Consider the following 17,518-nt stretch of genomic DNA (forward strand, 5'->3'; position numbering starts at 1 on the left):
AAACATAGGAGTGTAGAGATGAAACAAGAAGTAATGAAAATCGTTCACCAACGGCAACTAGCACCACGAATCTATGAAATGACACTGACTGGGGAATTAGTCCAAGAAATGACACGCCCTGGACAATTCCTTCATATTCGCGTACCCCGAGCAGATTTGTTGTTGCGCCGACCAATCAGTATCAACCAGATCGATCAATCACAAAAAACTTGTCGTATCATCTACCGTGTAGAAGGAGACGGAACAAAGCATTTCGCAGAATTGACTGCTGGTGATTCTTTAGACGTCTTAGGACCTTTAGGGAATGGCTTCGATCTTTCAGGATTAACAAAAGAAGATGAGGTCTTCATTGTCGGTGGAGGGATTGGTGTTCCTCCTTTATACGAACTATCGAAACAGCTGAAGGAACGAGGCGTCAAAGCGATTCACTTTCTAGGCTTTGCTTCACAAGAAGTAATGTATTATGAAGAAGAATTTCTAAAACTAGGTGATACAAGGATCGCAACCGATGACGGCACTTATGGACTGCATGGGAATGTCGGTAATCTATTGCTTGCGGCAAAAGATAAGCCTGCTGCTGTTTTTGCATGCGGTTCAAATGGATTACTAAAGACAGTGGAACAGCTTTTCGCCGGTCATCCTAACGTCCAACTGTCATTAGAGTCTCGCATGGCCTGTGGTGTCGGTGCATGTTACGCATGTGTCTGTCATGTCCCAGACGATGAAACAGGAACGAAAAGCTTGAAAGTCTGTGATGAAGGACCGATTTTCCAAGCAGGAGAGGTGATTTTATGAGTAACCCTTTAGCAGTTAAACTTCCAGGCCTAAACTTGAAGAATCCGATCATGCCAGCAAGTGGTTGCTTTGGATTTGGCAAAGAATATGGCAAATACTACGATTTGAACCAACTTGGCGCGATTATGGTAAAGGCGACGACACCTAAAGCGCGCTTTGGTAATCCCACGCCGCGAGTAGCAGAAACACCTTCTGGTATGCTCAACGCGATCGGGTTGCAAAATCCTGGAATGGAAGTGGTCATGGAAAAATCGCTACCTGAATTAGCCACCTATAAAGATTTGCCGATCATAGCAAATGTCGCTGGCGCGTGTGAAGAAGACTATGTTGAAGTCTGTGGCAAGATCGGTGATGCACCGAATGTCCATGCCATCGAACTTAATATCTCGTGTCCAAATGTCAAACACGGCGGAATTGCTTTTGGTACTGACCCAGATGTGGCGTTCCAACTGACACAAGCGGTGAAAAAAGTGGCGAATGTCCCTGTCTATGTCAAATTATCTCCTAATGTTACGGATATCGTTCCAGTGGCACAGGCTATTGAAGCTGGCGGCGCCGATGGGTTTACGATGATCAATACCTTGCTAGGGATGCGTATCGATCTGAAAACTAGAAAACCGATTCTTGCCAATCAAACAGGCGGTCTCTCAGGGCCAGCGATCAAACCGGTGGCTATTCGTTTGATCCATCAAGTGGCAGGTGTCTCTAACTTGCCGATCATTGGAATGGGCGGTGTGCAAACCGTTGATGATGTACTGGAGATGTATATGGCAGGTGCAAGTGCAGTTGCTGTTGGGACAGCCAACTTTACCGACCCTTATATCTGTCCAAAACTGATTGCAGACCTACCAGCGAGAATGAGCGAGTTAGGCATTGAGTCTTTAGAGCAATTGATCAAAGAAGTGAAAGAAGGTAGAAATCAATGAATCAACGACCAATTATTGCTTTAGATTTTTCATCTTGGCAAGAAGTAGAAACCTTTATGCAACGTTTCCCAGAAGACGAAAAGTTATTCGTTAAAATCGGTATGGAGCTCTTTTATCAAGAAGGACCAATCATCGTTCGTTGGTTAAAAGACGCGGGACATGATGTTTTCTTAGATTTGAAATTGCATGATATCCCAAATACCGTAGAAAAAGCGATGCGTGGCTTAGCAAAATTAGGCGTAGACATCACTTGTGTCCATGCTGCCGGCGGTATCCGTATGATGGAAGCGGCGATGCGTGGTTTGACAGATGGCACACCCGAAGGTAAGAAACGACCTTTACTTTTAGCAATCACGCAACTGACTTCAACGAGCGAAGAAGAGATGCACCATGATCAACTGATCGAAGTGCCCCTAGAAGAAAGTGTGATCCACTACGCAGCTTGTGCAAAAGAAGCAGGTTTAGATGGGGTCGTATCTTCAGCACTTGAAGTAGCATCGATCAAAGCAAAAACAGGTGACACATTTACGTGTCTAACCCCTGGCATCCGACCAGAAGGAACAGTTGCTGGTGACCAAACCAGAATCGTGACACCAGCCCGCGCAAAAGAAATCGGCTCAACCTTTATCGTTGTCGGACGACCGATCACACAAGCAGAAGATCCTTATCAAGCCTATCAAACAATCAAAGCAGAATGGAGTCGTTGATCTATGAATATCGAACAAACTATTGCGAAAGACCTTTTAGAAATCGAAGCTGTTTTCTTAAGCCCCAATCAACCATTTACTTGGGCAAGTGGCATCAAAAGCCCCATCTATTGTGACAATCGCATCACGATGAGCTACCCAAAAGTCAGAAAAGAAATCGCTCAAGGATTAGCTGAAAAAATCAAGCAAGAATTTCCAGAAGTCGAAGTGATTGCTGGAACAGCAACTGCAGGAATCCCTCATGCAGCTTGGGTAGCTGAGATCTTAGACTTACCAATGGTCTATATTCGCAGCAAAGCGAAAGCTCATGGCAAAGGGAACCAAATCGAAGGACGGATCTTCGAAGGACAAAAAATGGTGGTCATTGAAGATTTGATCTCAACAGGTGGAAGTGTGCTAGAAGCCGCTGAAGCAGCAAAACGAGAAGGGGCGGATGTTTTAGGTGTTGCAGCTATCTTTACCTACGAGTTGCCAAAAGGAAAAGCTAACTTTGAAGCAGCGGGTCTGCCATTGGTTACTTTGACGAATTATTCTGTGCTGATCGAATTTGCTTTAGAAAACAAAACCATTGACGAAACAGAATTAGCTTTACTAAAAGAATGGAAAAAAGATCCTGAGAATTGGGTAACGGATTAAGTTGAAAAAAGGGCGGGAAAACATTTGTTGTTTCAGCCCTTTTTCTATTTGTGAACTAGCCAAATCCTGACGGTACATAGTAAAAACTAATCTTTTATAAATGAAAACCTCTAAAGATAATAAGCTGAAAATTTGCGAATTCAAGTTATTTAATGATAAGATTATCGGAAAAGTCATCTCAAGGAGGAGGAATCTTTATGGGATTGAATGAATTTATTTTAGGACTAAATAACTTAGAAAGAATCACACGGGCGCCAGGTTTCTTTAAACATACTGAACATACTGTTGCTGCTCATTCCTATCGTGTGGCTTCAATTGCGCAAGTCTTAGGTGATATTGAAGAACTCCATGGGCAACCAATCGATTGGAAACTCTTATATGAAAAAGCTTTGAACCATGATTACACGGAACGTTTTATCGGCGACATCAAAACTCCAGTAAAATATGCAAGTAAAGAATTGCGAGGGATGCTACAGACCGTCGAAGAAAAAATGACGGATGAGTTCATCAATCAAGAAATTCCCGAAGCATTACAAGACGTCTATCGTCGCCGCTTGTTCGAAGGAAAAGACGATACGGTCGAAGGCGAATTGCTAGCTGTATCAGATAAAATCGATTTGTTGTATGAATCATTTGATGAGATCAGTAAAAATAATCCGGAAAAAGTCTATAAAGAGATGTTTATTGAGGCGGTCACAACGATCAAAGGCTTTGACCATCGACCGTCCGTCCAATATTTTTTCAAGGAGATCTTTCCGGAGTTGCTCAATCAAGAATTCTATGGAAAAGAGGATTTCTTAGCAGCTGTTTCAAATATTGTCAAAAAAGAAAAAGAATAGTCGAAGTGCCTTGTAGGTAACTGATTCAGGAGGAATTTTAGTTGAAGAAGAATATGGATGTTGAGTGGGGTTATTCTGGTGAAAGAGGACCGGAACATTGGGCAGAGTTGTGCGATTGGTTTGCAAAAGGAGCCGAATTTGAGTTGCAATCGCCCATTCCTCTAGTTACATGTGAAAAAAGCAGTGACACGAAAGAAACACTGTCTTTTCACTATCAGAAGCAACGCTTCACGGATAAGGAGTTCAAGAACACGATCCATCTTGTGCCATACGATCAAATTAGTTACGTTCTTTTCAATGAAGAGACATACTATTTGACCGACATCCATTTTCACATGCCGTCAGAACACGTCATCAATGGGAAACAAGAAGATATCGAGTTTCACTTTGTCCATACGAACGAACGACAAGAAAACTTAGTGGTTGGTGCGATGTACCATCTATCAAATGATAAGGGTTGGTTATATGATCGCCAAAATGGCGACAAATGGGACCTTGATGCACATGAACATTGGACCGATGCCTCTGTCTTTTTCCCTGAGCAGAAAAGTCATTATCATTACGTTGGTTCATTGACCACTCCCCCAACGAGTGGACCGATCCAATGGTTCGTCATGGATCAAGTCGGTCAATTGAATCGTGATTTTCTGATCCCATTCAAAGGACAATATGCGCAGCCAAATAATCGTCCATTACAACCAGTAAAGGAACGAAAAATTTATTATTACAAGGGGACGAAATGAACATCCAACAATTGAAATATGTCACTGCGGTAGCGAATAATGGAAGTTTTCGAGAAGCAGCAAAAAAATTGTTTGTTTCTCAACCAAGCCTTTCTGCAGCGATCAAAGAATTGGAAAACGAATTAAGTATCACTTTATTTACCCGCACGAATCGAGGTGCCTATCTAACAGAAGAAGGTCAAGCCTTTTTAAAACGGGCGGAACGGATTTTAGTACAATTAGATTCTTTGGAAAACTATTACCAGAAAAGTGAAAAGCGAGAAAGCTTTTCGATTGCTTCACAACACTATGATTTTTTAGGGCCATTGACTGCGCAACTGATCGAGACCTTTAAAGCAGAAGTGAAGCAGTTTCGGATCATGGAAACGACGACAGCAAACGTGATCGAAGAAGTCCAACAGCAGCAAAGCGAGTTAGGTATCCTTTATATGAATGACCATAATCGCACAGGGATCAAGCGTTACTTAGAACAAGGGGAATTGATCGCGCAGTCTTTAGGAACATTTAAGACCCATATCTTTCTTAGACAGCGCCATCCACTTGCCCAGCAAGAAGAAATAAAGGTAGAAGAGCTAGCAGCATTTCCGCAAGTTCGGTTTACACAAGATGGCAATAATTTCCCTTACTTTTATGAAGATCTAATTGAGATCCCTGAACAAGAATCGGTGATCTATACGAGTGATCGTGGCACATTGATGAACATTGTGTTAGAAACAGATGCCTACGCTTCAGGCTCTGGCATCGTGATCGGGGAGATCAAAGAATATTTACGCTTGATTCCATTAGCTGATAGTCCGATGAATGAGTTATATGTCATTTATTCTGGAAAGCAGCCATTAAGTGATATCGCCAAGAAGTTTATCACAAGTATCCAACAGGTGATGAAACAGATGAAGTGAACGTTTAAAATCGAATCAATCCTTTCATTGGAAAAGAAGATGAAGCAAAAGATAAGTCGTGAAATCAGCGAATGTTGATTTCAGGCTTATTTTTTGTTCGTTCAAGTCTGACTGTATTGTTGCAGTAAAGTACATAATGTTACATAGTTAAAAAAATGATTCATACTGTCATTAATAAATCGATTGGGAACGATTTCACCATTGGTTTATCAATAATGATAAAGGGGATCAACAAAATGAAAAAAGTAATAAAATTAATGTTAGGAGTAGTTGGAGCGACGAGTGTAGGACTATTTAAAGGGGAGTCGGTTGCTTGTGCGGATGATTCGCTTCCACAAATCGGAGAAGGGTATTTGAAATCGGTCAATCAAAGCACGATCGATCGCATGAGTACGATGGCCTATGCTTTGTCCTACCAAATGTATCAATGGGGAGATATTGGTGTGAATGAAAGACTCACTGGCAATGAATACAATCCAAAAAATGTGTCCAGTCAATCCTATTCAGTAGGAGTCAATAGTGATATGGGAACGAAACAAACGTCAAAAACTGTGAATACAAGTGTTTTTCATAATCAAACAAATCAAGATCAAACGTTTACCACACCTTCTTATACCGAAACTTATATAGATTCGCTTACGACATCAACCACACATTCTGCAGGTATTTCTACATCAGCGAGTACTGAAATCAGCGTACCAATGTTTGGTTCGGCAAGTATGGGTCTTGAATTAAGTTACAATTTTAGTACAACCACTTCACATACTCGGGAAACACAAAAAGGCTGGACTGTTCCTGGTCAAGCCATCAATGTTCGACCGGGACATACAGTCGAAGTCAATTGGGTGTTTTATACAGGTGAAGCAACAGGATCGGTTGATTTACAAGAACGCATCCGAGCAGATATCCCGTATAAAAAAGACTCTGCTGGGCGTATCCATACATATGGACTTGGAACGGTAGTTGGCGACCGCCAAGTGCTGTCAGATAGTTATTGGGATCGCTACATCACAGAAAGTCGTAATAACTGGAAGAAAGTCGATGCAAATGTGGCAGGACATAAAATTGGTGCTGGTACCTATCGTGTCGATTATGGTTCAGGATTTGTCTTAGAAGCCTTCGATCGAACGACTGGCACAAAAGAAATCATTGCGACAGGCTATCGAATTTAATTTGTCATTCGTATTTTGAACCACAAAAAAACCGATCGTCAGAAGTCATGACTTCTTGACGTCGGTTTTTTTCAGCAAAATCAATCTTTTGTCATTGCTTGGATTTTTTCTTCTTCTGGTGTTACAATAATCGTTTTTTGGTTTTCGTAAATCACATATCCAGGTTTTGCGCCATTCGGTTTGCGGATATGTTTGACTTGCACTAGATCCACAGGCACCTGTGCAGAGTGGCGATATTTGGAGTAATACGCAGCTAGTTCAGCAGCTTCCGTAATGGTTTCATCAGAAGGCTGATCACTCTTGATGATCACATGAGACCCTGGAATGTTTTGCGCGTGCAACCAGTGATCCGTTTTTCTTGCAGTTTTCATGGTTAATTGATCATTTTGCAGATTGTTTTTACCAACTAAGATCTCGGTGCCGTCAGAAGAGAAGTAGCGATCAGGTTGAGAAGGTTTTGCTTTCTTTTGTTTTTTGTTTGTTTTCTTTTTCAAGTAGCCCTCTGCTAATAGCTCTTCTTTGATCACTTCGATATCCATCGGTCCAGCAATCTCCAATTGCGAAAGGACAGATTCAAGGTACTGGATCTCGCTTTTCGCTTCTTCGATTTGTTTCCCGATCAATTTGACCGCATTTTTAAGTTTTTGGTAGCGATGAAAGTACTTTTGCGCATTCTGATTAGGTGTTAAGGCGGGATCAAGAGCAATCCGGATTGGTTGATTCTCTTCATAATAATTCGCTAAGGTCACTTCAGTCGCACCACGAGGAACTTGAGTCATAAAAGTCGTCAATAGTTCGCCATCACGACGAAACTCTTCCGCATTTTCTGAATCAAGCAAGGTCTGCTCGCGCTTTTTCAATTTATTGCGATTACGTTTCAGTTCATTTTCGATTTTACGGATCAGTTCGCCGCCTTGTTGCTTCGCTCGATCTTTTTCCGCTTTTTCTTGGTAAAACGCATCTAATAACGCGCTTAAAGTTGCGTATTCTTGCACTGAATCGGCTTGTTTCGCCAATTCTTGATAAGCAATCGGCGTAAAGTATTCTTTTGTGCCCACTTCATAGTGTGTGGGTGTAGGTTGATCGATTGCAGTAAAGAATTCTTCCCAGACAGCCATTTTTTCATTCGGTCGCTGATTGATCCGTTCGACTAATTCTAATGCAGTATCGTAACCTAATCCTTGAAAGGCTTGTTGTAGTGCTTTGGCATTTGGCTCGATTTTTGATAGACGTTCAAATACTTGTTCTTTTGTTGCTTCAAAAGGATCAAGTACCGCTTGTTCAGGTGGTGCGACATATTCGACACCAGGGAGTAACGAACGATACGTGTTTTGTGAGCTGCCGATATGTTTGATGGCGTCTAATATCTTTTGTGTTTGTTGGTTCACTAAAACGATGGTACTGTGTCGTCCCATCAACTCAACGATCAAAACAATATTTTGTAAGTCACCTAGTTCATCCCGTTTTGAAAAATGGAAGTGGATGACTCGGTCATTTTTGATTTGCTTGATATTTTCTAAAATCGCACCATCTAAATGTTTGCGCAACATCATCACGAAGTTTGGCGGATTTTCTGGATTTTGATAATCGATCTCTGTGATCTGGACACGGGCATAACTTGGATGAGCAGATAACAACAATCGGTGGTTCTTTCCACGAGAACGAATCACCAAAATGATTTCATTTTCATACGGTTGGTGGATCTTTGAGACCCGACCAGATAATAGTGTTTCGCGCAATTCATGGATCATTGCATGGGTAAATACACCATCAAAGGACATGATTCATTCCTCATTTCTATTCATAAGTACACTTATTATAACGAAAAAAGAAAGGAAAGACCAATGGACCGGATGATTTCTTCTGTAAAAGAGAGAATAACGAAAGAATTTACATGAAAAACTAGTGTTTTATTTCGTTCTTTCGCTTGATTTTAGGTATAATTAGAGAAAGGACAGGTGGGGGAAAAGAAGATGCAGCGATTGATGGTAGAAATAAAGGAAAAAATCATAATGAGCTACACGAATTTATCAGAGGATTTTGAACAACATCCTCAAAAATACTTCAGACGGATCGGTCTTCTTCTGAGCTGTTCATTTTTGTTGACGGCTGCAATGTTTTTTTTGCCAAGTAAAATTAAAGAAGCACAGGTGGATTCATTGATTTATTCCTCGATCCATTCCGAAAAGTTACAGCCTTTGCCATTTTCTTCCGCGCATCAAGAGATTACTGATAGTCGAGCCATCTCAGTCATGTTTAGTCTGCCAAAGGGTGAGCTTTACAAACAAGTGATGGATATATTTGAAGATCCGCAACAAAGTAGTGAGTTGAATCGAACGATTTTCTTCTATCCACTCGTTTATGATACCCAAGAATTAGAACAACGGTATGGGATCGAAAAAGATAAAATCACTATTATTTTCTTTGATGGCGGAAAAGAGAGAAATCGCTTAGTCCTTTCTGACCAAAATAAAGAAGAACTTGAGAAAACCTTGGTTCCTGCATTGAATCGATTGCCATTGATCAACATCAAACAACTTGAAAAAGAATTAGCAAACGGCGAACAAGCGGAAGAAACAACAGAGAGTACCTTGGAGTAAGTGTAGCGGAATACTTAGTGATAAATAACAAAAAGTCAAAAAAATAAAAAATTAGTTGACGGATAAATAAAATTCGATTAGACTTAGGATAACACTTAAAGGAAAGGATGGTCCAAGATGAACTTATCAATTCAATTTTTATCAGAACATAAAAATAATTGGCGTAACTGGCGTAGATAAGTTGTATCAAGGGCGAACTTTTTCGTAGATACAACTTTTTAGAGTACAACAATGTACGATTCTAAAGTTTGTATCTATGCTGGACAAGAATTTGACGACCGCATAGATGGCTCTATGCGGTTTTTTGTTGGTAAAAGACAATGACCGTACTAGCGGTGATTGTCTTTTTTTGTTCATTCGCTCGAAGTTACACACGTAGCCGATTTATTTAAAAAAAATACATAACAAAAAAGGGGAAATAAAAATGAAAAATAAACGATTGATCGCAGTAATCGCACTGATACTTATCTATTTGACCGGTACATTTATCTACGAAACGATCAAGGATCAGCCACCTGTTGAAGGAAATCGAACAGGTGATAAGAAAGTTGTTGGGGTCTTACAGTTCGTTAGTCACCCTGCGTTAGATGAAATCTATCGGGGAATCAAAGATGGATTAAAAGAGTCAGGTTTGGAAGAAGGACGAAACCTAGAAATCAATTTCCAAAATGGTCAAGCCGACCAAAGTAAGTTAGCAACCATGAGCCAGCAATTGGTTCAAAATAATCCAGACGTTCTCGTAGGCATTGCGACACCAGCAGCACAAGCCATCGCAAACACCACAAAAGATATCCCGCTTGTCTTGGGCGCAGTGACTGATCCTGTAGGGGCAGGGCTAGTAAAAAGTTTAGAAGCACCAGGGGGCAACATCACAGGAGTTTCTGACCAACCGCCTGTGGAAGCGCAGATCCAGTTAGCGACAGAACTATTACCAAAAGCAAAAACGGTCGGGATTCTTTATGCATCATCAGAAGACAATTCACGTTATCAAGTCAGCCAAGCAGAAGAAGCGGCAAAAGCCAAAGGACTAACACCAGTGAAGTATGCCGTCCCTTCAACGAATGAAATTGCACAAACCGTCCAAGTCATGAGCCAATCAGTTGATTTTATCTATGTTCCTTTAGATAACACGATTGCTAACGCGATGCAAACGGTCATCAAAGAAGCAAATAAAGCAGATATCCCAGTAATTCCTTCTGTCGATACGATGGTCGAACAAGGCGGGTTAGCAACAATCGGGATCAATCAATACGAATTAGGTGTTCAAACAGGAAAAATGGCAGCCGCTTTAGCAAATGGGAAAGAACCAGCCACAACCCCTGTCTATGTATTTGATAAAGGCGATATCATCGTCAATGAAAAACAAGCAGAACTATTAGGCATCACGATTCCTGAATCCATCAAACAAGATGCAAAAGTACTGACAGAGATCAAGGAGGAAGAACAATGATCGTATCCGCAATTTCACAAGGTATGTTATGGGCCATATTAGGTTTAGGGATTTTTATGACTTACCGCATTTTAGATTTCCCTGATATGACAACAGAAGGTTCATTCCCTCTTGGTGGTGCTGTCTGTGTAACAGCGATCACGCATGGCGTGAGTCCATTATTGGCAACGATTCTAGGTGTTTTGGCCGGAATGGCGGCTGGACTTGTTACAGGCTTACTTTATACAAAAGGAAAGATTCCGGTCATCTTAGCCGGTATCTTAGTAATGTCAGGCTTGAACTCAGTCATCTTGTTCGTGATGCGCACACCCAACCTTTCATTGTTGAATCATCCAGTCTTACAAGATGTGTTCCACGCACTACATTTACCAAATTATTTTGACACTGTCTTATTAGGATTATTGTCTCTGGGCTTATTGATCAGCGTGTTGATCTTTTTCTTCAATACAGATCTAGGCCAAGGCTATATTGCCACTGGGGATAATGAGACAATGGCACGTTCATTAGGAATCAAAACCGACCGCATGAAAATCTTAGGTTTGACTTTATCTAATGGAGTGATTGCTTTATCTGGTGCTCTGATCGCTCAAAACGATGGCTATGCGGATGTCAATAAAGGAATCGGCGTGATCGTGATCGGACTAGCTTCGATCATCATCGGGGAAGTCATTTTCCAAGAGTTGACATTGATCGAGCGTTTACTAGCAATCGTTGTCGGAAGCATCATCTATCAACTATTGATTTTAGCTGTTATCAAATTAGGTTTTGATACGACTTATCTGAAATTATTCTCAGCGATCATCTTAGCGGCTTGCCTGATGATCCCACAAGTAAAACAAGCATTGAAATTAAAAACTGGCTTTGAAAAGGAGGTCTAACGATGACAGCTATCTTAACGATCAAAAATGGTAGAAAAGTAGTCAACAATGGGATGCACGAAGAAAAAGTATTATTGGATGATATCCAATTGACTATCAATGAAGGAGACTTTATCACTGTTCTTGGCGGTAATGGGGCGGGTAAAAGTACATTGTTCAATACGATTGCCGGAACATTGCAATTAAGTCAAGGTGGGGTCTATTTCAAAGACCAGCCAATCACTAAGTTGTCAGAAGAAGCACGAGCTTTATTTCTATCACGCGTATTCCAAGACCCGAAAATGGGGACTGCACCACGGATGACCGTTGCAGAAAATCTATTGTTAGCTCAAAAACGTGGCGAGAAACGGACGCTTCGTTTGCGTCAATTGAAAACCCAAAAAGAAGCGTTCTATAAAATATGCCAAGAAGTAGGCAATGGATTAGAGCAACATTTGGATACACCTGCTGGCGAATTGTCAGGGGGGCAACGACAAGCCTTAAGTTTATTGATGGCAACGATCAAAGCGCCAGAATTACTTTTATTAGATGAACATACCGCAGCACTAGATCCTAAGACAGCCAAGCTGCTGATGGAATTGACCAACCAACGCATCACAGAGCAAAAGTTGACATGCTTGATGATCACGCACCGTATGGAAGATGCTTTGAAATATGGGAATCGCTTGATCGTCTTACAAAAAGGTCGGATCGTCAAAGACTTAGCGAAAGAAGAAAAACAAGCATTATCCATGAACGATCTCTTACACTTCTTCGAAGAAGTCATCGATTAGTCATTCGAGAACGCTATCTCCGTTTGACAAGTTTGTTTCCTTCAATTTATACTTGTGATAGCAGGTATAATAACAATCAAAATCAATACGATTCATATCAGAAAAATGATTGATGCCGCTTGTTCCTTCGTAGTTTCTACGAATGGACGCGGCATTTTTAGCGTATTATAGGAGGCGTTCCATGATTTCAGGAAAAACAAGATTAGCAGGGATTTTTGCATCTCCCGTTACCCATAGTTTATCTCCATTGATGCATAATACAGCCTTTCAAGCGCGTTCGATCGATGCTGTTTACTTGGCATTCACAGTCGATCAGTCGAATCTAATGCAGGCGGTTGAAAGCATTCGTACATTCAATATGTTAGGTGTCAATCTTTCCATGCCTAACAAAACAGCAGTTATTCCTTATTTAGATGAATTAAGTCAAGAAGCGCAGTTGATAGGTGCTGTTAATACCATCGTTCAGCAAGACAACCGCTTGATCGGCTACAATACGGATGGCATGGGCTTCATGCGTTCAGTACACGAAGCGGGTGTCGCAATCAAAAACAAAAAAATAATCATGCTAGGTGCAGGTGGCGCAGCGAAAGCAATCGTTGTTCAAGCGGCGTTAGATCAAGCAAAAGAAATCGTTATCTATAAACGGAAGAATGCTACTTTTGCGAGTGTCGTTGCGGATTTTGAGAGAGTTGCGGAACAAACCAACTGTCCCATCATCGTCAAAGATTATGCAGATACTGAACAGTTGAAAAAAGATCTAGAAGATACGGACCTTTTGATCAATGGTACCGATATGGGCATGGGCGCAAAAAAAGAGTTGATGCCAATTGATCCTCAGTTTCTCCATAAGAAAATCGCAGTTTTTGATTTGATTTATTCCCCTAAAGAAACACGCTTTCTAAAAGAAGCCAAAGCAATCGGCTGTCTCACACGAAATGGGCTAGGGATGCTGATGTACCAAGGAGCAATTGCCTTTGAGCTTTGGACAGGCGAGACCATGCCGATTGAAGAGATCCAACCTTTACTCGTTTCAAAGGGATGAAACGAGTGATATCAAAGGATTCGTTAGCTTTTAGTTAAATTTACAACGATCTTACTGTTTTTCATTAAGAAGTATCGTATGATTTTACTGAGTTGAACAAAGGGAGGAAATCAAATGAGTCGGATGGATCGCTATCAGAACATCCATAAAAAAGCAAAACCAATCAAAGAAAAGTCATCGCCGCTATCTTGGCGACGCGCAAGTAAGAAACAAGCGGAGCCTGAAAAGGAAGCAATCCCTTCTTACGCACAAACTTATGAAGAACGTTCAAGTGATTCTCGATACTCAACGCCTTACGAAGAACACGTTCATTCAGAACAACAACCCCAGAAAAAAGGACTCTTTAAAAAGAAACAGCCCAAAGGTCCACGTAAGAAGCGGTCTTGGTGGAAAATCATAGTAGGGATCCTATTCTTTTTATTGGTCTTTTCACTGATTTCATTTTTCGTCGGCAAGTTCGTGGCTGAAAATGATCAGTCACTGGAACCAGCGACTTCAGAAACATTCAACGGCGCCCAATCAACAAGTGGCGCACACAACATTTTGATTTTAGGTAGTGATACAAGGGGTGAAGATGCGGGACGAGCAGATACGATCATGGTTCTCCAATTAGATGGACCAGCTCGTAAACCCAAATTGATCTCATTCATGCGGGATAGCTTCGTGACGATCCCTGGGGTCGGAGACAATAAAATCAATGCAGCTTATGCTTATGGTGGCGCTGAGTTAGTCCGACAGACCTTGTTAGAGAACTTTGGGCTGAACTGTCAATACTACATGAAAGTCGATTTCAAATCGTTTGAAAAAGTGATTGATGCCATGTTCATGAATGGTGTGTCGATCGATGCTGAAAAAGACTTGAATCTAGACGGTGTCGATATCGCTAAAGGCAAACAACGAATGGACGGTCATGTGCTGTTGCAATATGCGCGTTTCCGGATGGATGAAGAAGGCGACTTCGGTCGTGTCCGCAGACAGCAACAAGTAATGGATGCGATTTTTGGACAACTAAAAAATCCATTGAACTTGATCCGTGCGCCATATGCTGCCGGAAAAGCAATCGGTTATACATCCACCGATGTACCAATGACTTTTTTAGTCAGAAACAGTTTCTCTATCTTACGTGGTGCTGGCGGAATCGACCGCTTAAGCGTCCCAGCGGATAATACTTGGAGCTATGGTCAAAGTGATTATGCGGGTAGTATCCTCGTATTAGATAAACAAATGAACCGTGAAAAGATTGAACAATTTTTGAGTAAATGATCGTTGATGTTTTGTTAAAAAGGCTTTTCTGGAGGTGATAACTTCTGGAAAAGTTTTTTTGTGTGGATGTCTTAATTGCTATATAGTGTTTCTTTTTCCAATAGGTCCATTTTATCCTCCTCGCAAAAATCCACTTATTATTCGGATTGAATTTCTTAACAATTTTACATTTTTTATGAGCTTATTTTTTTACTTTTATTTCTTAAAAACATAAATTTTTGTTTCGCAGATACGACTTTAAAAAACAAGATAAATCAATCGGAGGAACTTGTCGATTTCTTTATCATGCGATAATATAATATTAAAAAGATAGTTATTCTACTTAAATAAATATAAAATAACAATAAAAGGTAATTGGGTTTTCTGTTTAATTTTTTAGAGGTTCGAAGGATGATTATGAAATTTAAGTATACGTTTGGTGATCCAAAGATAAATAGGTCTTTTTGTAAAGTATACGAATTATACTTATTGAGTACATACAACATTATTTAGAGGAGAAAAAAGCCATGGAATTATTGGTAAAAGAAACATTAGCATTAGAGGAAAAAAGGGATATACTTTTTCCGTATTACGTTGGTTATACGTTCTTTAAGGAAAGTGATTACCAAGGAAAAATCACCCATAAAGAGGCAATCTTAGCCTATCTACATTATTTAAGTCGTTTAGCAAAAACAAATCTTTGGTCATCAAAAAAACGCAAAGAAACTGGAAAAACTGTTACCCGTGAAATGTATGTAGCGAAATTTCGTGAACTAAATTCTGATTCAATTACTTACACAGAAATTGATCCTACTACGTTAAACTTAGATGGCTACCCCATTGAAGTCAACGAAGAGATGATGGAAGGCACAGAACTGACTGCGGAAGAATTGTTTATGGATGGTGGGGTATATGAAGAAGCTTTTTTTAATGAATTTCATGGTACAAAGTTATCTAAGAAAGAATTTAATCTGGTAAATGAACGTTTCTTTCCTTTAAAAGATAAATTGATCATCTATTCATGGAATTCAGAGTTTACAAATTATTTCAATTATGCGCGTGTGGGCTGGGGCGCCTATCTTTGGAGTGTTTATGATCCTAGAACCCAAATCTTTACGATCATCGAAATTTATTTAGCGGAACAGGGGTAAAATGATAACAAACCTATATTTAGGTTAAACAATTGAATCATTAATCATGTGAATGAGGAGGACAGAATGAAGTTATTAAAAGAAGATACGTATCAATTTAAACAAAAACTCTATTTAAGAAAATTTCCAATCAATGGACTTTTACTCGATTATGTATTTTTTGAAGAAACAGGTTACCGTGGATACTCCAGTCATCGTAAAGCCGCCCTTGAATTTATCAAAGTAATGAATGAAAAAAGAAATATTACAGGTCTTTTATATACAGATTTGCATTATTTTGATCACTTACCCGTAGTATGTAGCCCAATTAGATTGAGTTATGCCGTAAATCCAGAGTTAATGTATGGAAAACGGATAAAGGCAGATGTTTTCTTTTCTGTTGAAAAATTCGCTTCTGGAACCTATCTAAATTGGTATGCCCAGACATTTCTTTATCCACCTTATTCATACAGCGGGAATGAAGAAGATTTTATTTCCTTAAATAATGAACTATTTCCTAAGAAAAATGCGTTAATCATTTATGCTTGGAATAACAATTGGTCGAATTACTTCTCTGCCGGGAGAGAATGGATGGATGCCTTTCTTTGGACGATTTACGATACTGCATCGAACAAGCTGACGGTCGTAGGATCTTCTATGACAGATTGAGTTTAATTAAGATTTTTAAATTTTTATCCTACTTAGTAGGCAAATCCAGTCACAACCATTGTTGATTAACATTTTCAAGAAAAACAATAACTATGACGAAATAGGTATCATGTAATACATAAAACTTCGAGGAGGAAAAGACATGGAATTATTGGTAAAAGAAACATTAGCATTAGAAGAAAAAAGGGATATACTTTTTCCGCATTACGTTGGTTATACGTTCTTTAAGGAAAGTGATTACCAAGGAAAGGTCACCCATAAAGAGGCAATTTTGGCTTACTTAAATTATACAAGTCGCATAATAAGAACAAATCTTTGGTCATCAAAAAAACGCAAAGAAGCTGGAAAAACGGTTACCCGTGAAATGTATGTAGCGAAATTTCGTGAACTAAATTCTGATTCAATTATATACACAGCAATTGATCCTACTACGTTAAACATAGATGGCTACCCCATTGAAGTCAATGAAGAGATGATGGAAGGCATTGAACTTACTGCGGAGGAATTTTTTATGGATGGCGGGGTATATGAGGAAGCTTTTTTTGATGAATTTTATGGTACAAAGTTATCTAAGACAGACTTTAATCTGGTAAATGAACGTTTCTTTCCTTTAAAAGACAAATTAATCATCTATTCATGGAATTCAGAGTTTACAAATTACTTCAACTATCCTAGAGCATGCATCGGTGCCTATTTATGGAGTATTTACGATACGAATACAAAGAGATTTACAGTCATTGATATTTATTTAGGATATGAATAAATTTTAGAACTTAAAAATTATTTCAATTATGCGCATGTGGGCTGGGGCGCCTATCTTTGGAGTGTTTATGATCCTAGAATCCAAATCTTTACGATCATCGACATTTATTTAGCAGAACAGGGGTAAGAGGATAACAAACCTATAAGTAGGTTAAACAATTGAATCATTTAGTAAAAGTAAATAATTGGGTAATAAAAAATAGGGAAACCGAAAACTGATTATTATGAAATGTATGCAGAGAAATTTCATTCATC

General features: G+C 39.7%; 18 protein-coding genes. 17 read left to right on the plus strand and 1 reads right to left on the minus strand.

The features are described 5' to 3' along the window. Positions 1-18: 18 nt before the first annotated feature. From IGJ00_RS07285 to IGJ00_RS07320, 8 genes are all read left to right on the plus strand, one after another. Positions 19-795 carry a dihydroorotate dehydrogenase electron transfer subunit gene (locus tag IGJ00_RS07285; protein WP_071867281.1) on the plus strand — a complete coding sequence of 259 codons (777 nt, stop codon included), beginning with the start codon at positions 19-21 and terminating at the stop codon, positions 793-795. Continuing rightward, entirely contained in the window at positions 792-1,721 is a 930-nt protein-coding gene (locus IGJ00_RS07290) for a dihydroorotate dehydrogenase (RefSeq protein WP_065095779.1), read from the plus strand. The genes IGJ00_RS07285 and IGJ00_RS07290 overlap by 4 nt, the downstream gene beginning before the upstream one ends. Then, positions 1,718-2,428 carry an orotidine-5'-phosphate decarboxylase gene (gene pyrF, locus IGJ00_RS07295; protein WP_071867267.1) on the plus strand — a complete coding sequence of 237 codons (711 nt, stop codon included), beginning with the start codon at positions 1,718-1,720 and terminating at the stop codon, positions 2,426-2,428. Before IGJ00_RS07290 ends, pyrF begins: the two co-directional genes overlap by 4 nt. 3 nt (positions 2,429-2,431) lie before the next feature. Then, positions 2,432-3,064 carry an orotate phosphoribosyltransferase gene (gene pyrE, locus IGJ00_RS07300; protein WP_010735509.1) on the plus strand — a complete coding sequence of 211 codons (633 nt, stop codon included), beginning with the start codon at positions 2,432-2,434 and terminating at the stop codon, positions 3,062-3,064. 197 nt (positions 3,065-3,261) lie between these two features. Further along, a complete protein-coding gene (locus IGJ00_RS07305) occupies positions 3,262-3,903 on the plus strand; it encodes a YfbR-like 5'-deoxynucleotidase (RefSeq protein WP_019722833.1) in 642 nt (213 codons plus the stop codon). Positions 3,904-3,944: 41 nt separating this feature from the next. Next, positions 3,945-4,646 carry a carbonic anhydrase family protein gene (locus IGJ00_RS07310; RefSeq protein ID WP_071867268.1) on the plus strand — a complete coding sequence of 234 codons (702 nt, stop codon included), beginning with the start codon at positions 3,945-3,947 and terminating at the stop codon, positions 4,644-4,646. Further along, positions 4,643-5,545 carry a LysR family transcriptional regulator gene (locus IGJ00_RS07315; protein WP_071867269.1) on the plus strand — a complete coding sequence of 301 codons (903 nt, stop codon included), beginning with the start codon at positions 4,643-4,645 and terminating at the stop codon, positions 5,543-5,545. Before IGJ00_RS07310 ends, IGJ00_RS07315 begins: the two co-directional genes overlap by 4 nt. A 236-nt stretch (positions 5,546-5,781) precedes the next feature. Continuing rightward, positions 5,782-6,717, plus strand: a complete 936-nt coding sequence (locus tag IGJ00_RS07320) for an ETX/MTX2 family pore-forming toxin (protein WP_438844259.1) — start codon at positions 5,782-5,784, stop codon at positions 6,715-6,717. A gap of 80 nt (positions 6,718-6,797) precedes the next feature. On the opposite strand, the gene efbA is transcribed toward IGJ00_RS07320, so the two are convergent. After that, positions 6,798-8,498: a fibronectin-binding protein EfbA gene (gene efbA / locus IGJ00_RS07325; protein ID WP_438844260.1), complete on the minus strand. Its 1,701-nt coding sequence runs from the start codon at positions 8,496-8,498 to the stop codon at positions 6,798-6,800. Between the two features lie 192 nt (positions 8,499-8,690). Here efbA and IGJ00_RS07330 point away from each other — a divergent pair, with 192 nt between their 5' ends. The 9 genes from IGJ00_RS07330 (at position 8,691) to IGJ00_RS07370 (ending at position 17,264) form a co-directional block, all read left to right on the plus strand. Then, positions 8,691-9,317 carry a hypothetical protein gene (locus tag IGJ00_RS07330; RefSeq protein ID WP_074798966.1) on the plus strand — a complete coding sequence of 209 codons (627 nt, stop codon included), beginning with the start codon at positions 8,691-8,693 and terminating at the stop codon, positions 9,315-9,317. Between the two features lie 424 nt (positions 9,318-9,741). Continuing rightward, entirely contained in the window at positions 9,742-10,767 is a 1,026-nt protein-coding gene (gene trpX, locus IGJ00_RS07335; protein ID WP_023519631.1) for a tryptophan ABC transporter substrate-binding protein, read from the plus strand. After that, on the plus strand, positions 10,764-11,645 hold the full coding sequence (locus IGJ00_RS07340) for an ABC transporter permease (RefSeq protein WP_019722826.1): 882 nt from the start codon (positions 10,764-10,766) through the stop codon (positions 11,643-11,645). Before trpX ends, IGJ00_RS07340 begins: the two co-directional genes overlap by 4 nt. Positions 11,646-11,647: 2 nt before the next feature. Then, positions 11,648-12,418 carry an ABC transporter ATP-binding protein gene (locus tag IGJ00_RS07345; RefSeq protein WP_065095787.1) on the plus strand — a complete coding sequence of 257 codons (771 nt, stop codon included), beginning with the start codon at positions 11,648-11,650 and terminating at the stop codon, positions 12,416-12,418. A gap of 181 nt (positions 12,419-12,599) precedes the next feature. Continuing rightward, a complete protein-coding gene (locus tag IGJ00_RS07350; RefSeq protein WP_438844261.1) occupies positions 12,600-13,460 on the plus strand; it encodes a shikimate dehydrogenase in 861 nt (286 codons plus the stop codon). 114 nt (positions 13,461-13,574) lie between these two features. Beyond that, complete coding sequence (locus IGJ00_RS07355) at positions 13,575-14,723, plus strand: LCP family protein (RefSeq protein WP_438844262.1); 1,149 nt, start codon at positions 13,575-13,577, stop codon at positions 14,721-14,723. Positions 14,724-15,229: 506 nt separating this feature from the next. Continuing rightward, entirely contained in the window at positions 15,230-15,853 is a 624-nt protein-coding gene (locus tag IGJ00_RS07360; protein WP_438844263.1) for a hypothetical protein, read from the plus strand. Between the two features lie 66 nt (positions 15,854-15,919). Then, positions 15,920-16,501, plus strand: coding sequence for a hypothetical protein (locus tag IGJ00_RS07365; protein WP_438844264.1), 582 nt, complete (start codon positions 15,920-15,922; stop codon positions 16,499-16,501). Between the two features lie 142 nt (positions 16,502-16,643). Then, positions 16,644-17,264, plus strand: a complete 621-nt coding sequence (locus IGJ00_RS07370; protein WP_438844265.1) for a hypothetical protein — start codon at positions 16,644-16,646, stop codon at positions 17,262-17,264. Positions 17,265-17,518 lie beyond the last annotated feature (254 nt).

It is taken from the genome of Enterococcus sp. AZ062, assembly GCF_051715065.1.
Lineage (GTDB): Bacteria > Bacillota > Bacilli > Lactobacillales > Enterococcaceae > Enterococcus_B > Enterococcus_B mundtii.

What these genes read in the sequence shown, in the direction of transcription:
- IGJ00_RS07320 (WP_438844259.1), top strand. Translation starts at nt 5,782, where the DNA reads ATGAAAAAAGTAATAAAATTAATGTTAGGAGTAGTTGGAGCGACGAGT.
- IGJ00_RS07305 (WP_019722833.1), top strand. Translation starts at nt 3,262, where the DNA reads ATGGGATTGAATGAATTTATTTTAGGACTAAATAACTTAGAAAGAATC.
- IGJ00_RS07350 (WP_438844261.1), top strand. Translation starts at nt 12,600, where the DNA reads ATGATTTCAGGAAAAACAAGATTAGCAGGGATTTTTGCATCTCCCGTT.
- pyrE (WP_010735509.1), top strand. Translation starts at nt 2,432, where the DNA reads ATGAATATCGAACAAACTATTGCGAAAGACCTTTTAGAAATCGAAGCT.
- IGJ00_RS07365 (WP_438844264.1), top strand. Translation starts at nt 15,920, where the DNA reads ATGAAGTTATTAAAAGAAGATACGTATCAATTTAAACAAAAACTCTAT.
- IGJ00_RS07345 (WP_065095787.1), top strand. Translation starts at nt 11,648, where the DNA reads ATGACAGCTATCTTAACGATCAAAAATGGTAGAAAAGTAGTCAACAAT.
- IGJ00_RS07360 (WP_438844263.1), top strand. Translation starts at nt 15,230, where the DNA reads ATGGAATTATTGGTAAAAGAAACATTAGCATTAGAGGAAAAAAGGGAT.
- IGJ00_RS07370 (WP_438844265.1), top strand. Translation starts at nt 16,644, where the DNA reads ATGGAATTATTGGTAAAAGAAACATTAGCATTAGAAGAAAAAAGGGAT.
- trpX (WP_023519631.1), top strand. Translation starts at nt 9,742, where the DNA reads ATGAAAAATAAACGATTGATCGCAGTAATCGCACTGATACTTATCTAT.
- pyrF (WP_071867267.1), top strand. Translation starts at nt 1,718, where the DNA reads ATGAATCAACGACCAATTATTGCTTTAGATTTTTCATCTTGGCAAGAA.
- IGJ00_RS07315 (WP_071867269.1), top strand. Translation starts at nt 4,643, where the DNA reads ATGAACATCCAACAATTGAAATATGTCACTGCGGTAGCGAATAATGGA.
- efbA (WP_438844260.1), bottom strand. Translation starts at nt 8,498, where the DNA reads ATGTCCTTTGATGGTGTATTTACCCATGCAATGATCCATGAATTGCGC.
- IGJ00_RS07290 (WP_065095779.1), top strand. Translation starts at nt 792, where the DNA reads ATGAGTAACCCTTTAGCAGTTAAACTTCCAGGCCTAAACTTGAAGAAT.
- IGJ00_RS07340 (WP_019722826.1), top strand. Translation starts at nt 10,764, where the DNA reads ATGATCGTATCCGCAATTTCACAAGGTATGTTATGGGCCATATTAGGT.
- IGJ00_RS07330 (WP_074798966.1), top strand. Translation starts at nt 8,691, where the DNA reads ATGCAGCGATTGATGGTAGAAATAAAGGAAAAAATCATAATGAGCTAC.
- IGJ00_RS07355 (WP_438844262.1), top strand. Translation starts at nt 13,575, where the DNA reads ATGAGTCGGATGGATCGCTATCAGAACATCCATAAAAAAGCAAAACCA.
- IGJ00_RS07285 (WP_071867281.1), top strand. Translation starts at nt 19, where the DNA reads ATGAAACAAGAAGTAATGAAAATCGTTCACCAACGGCAACTAGCACCA.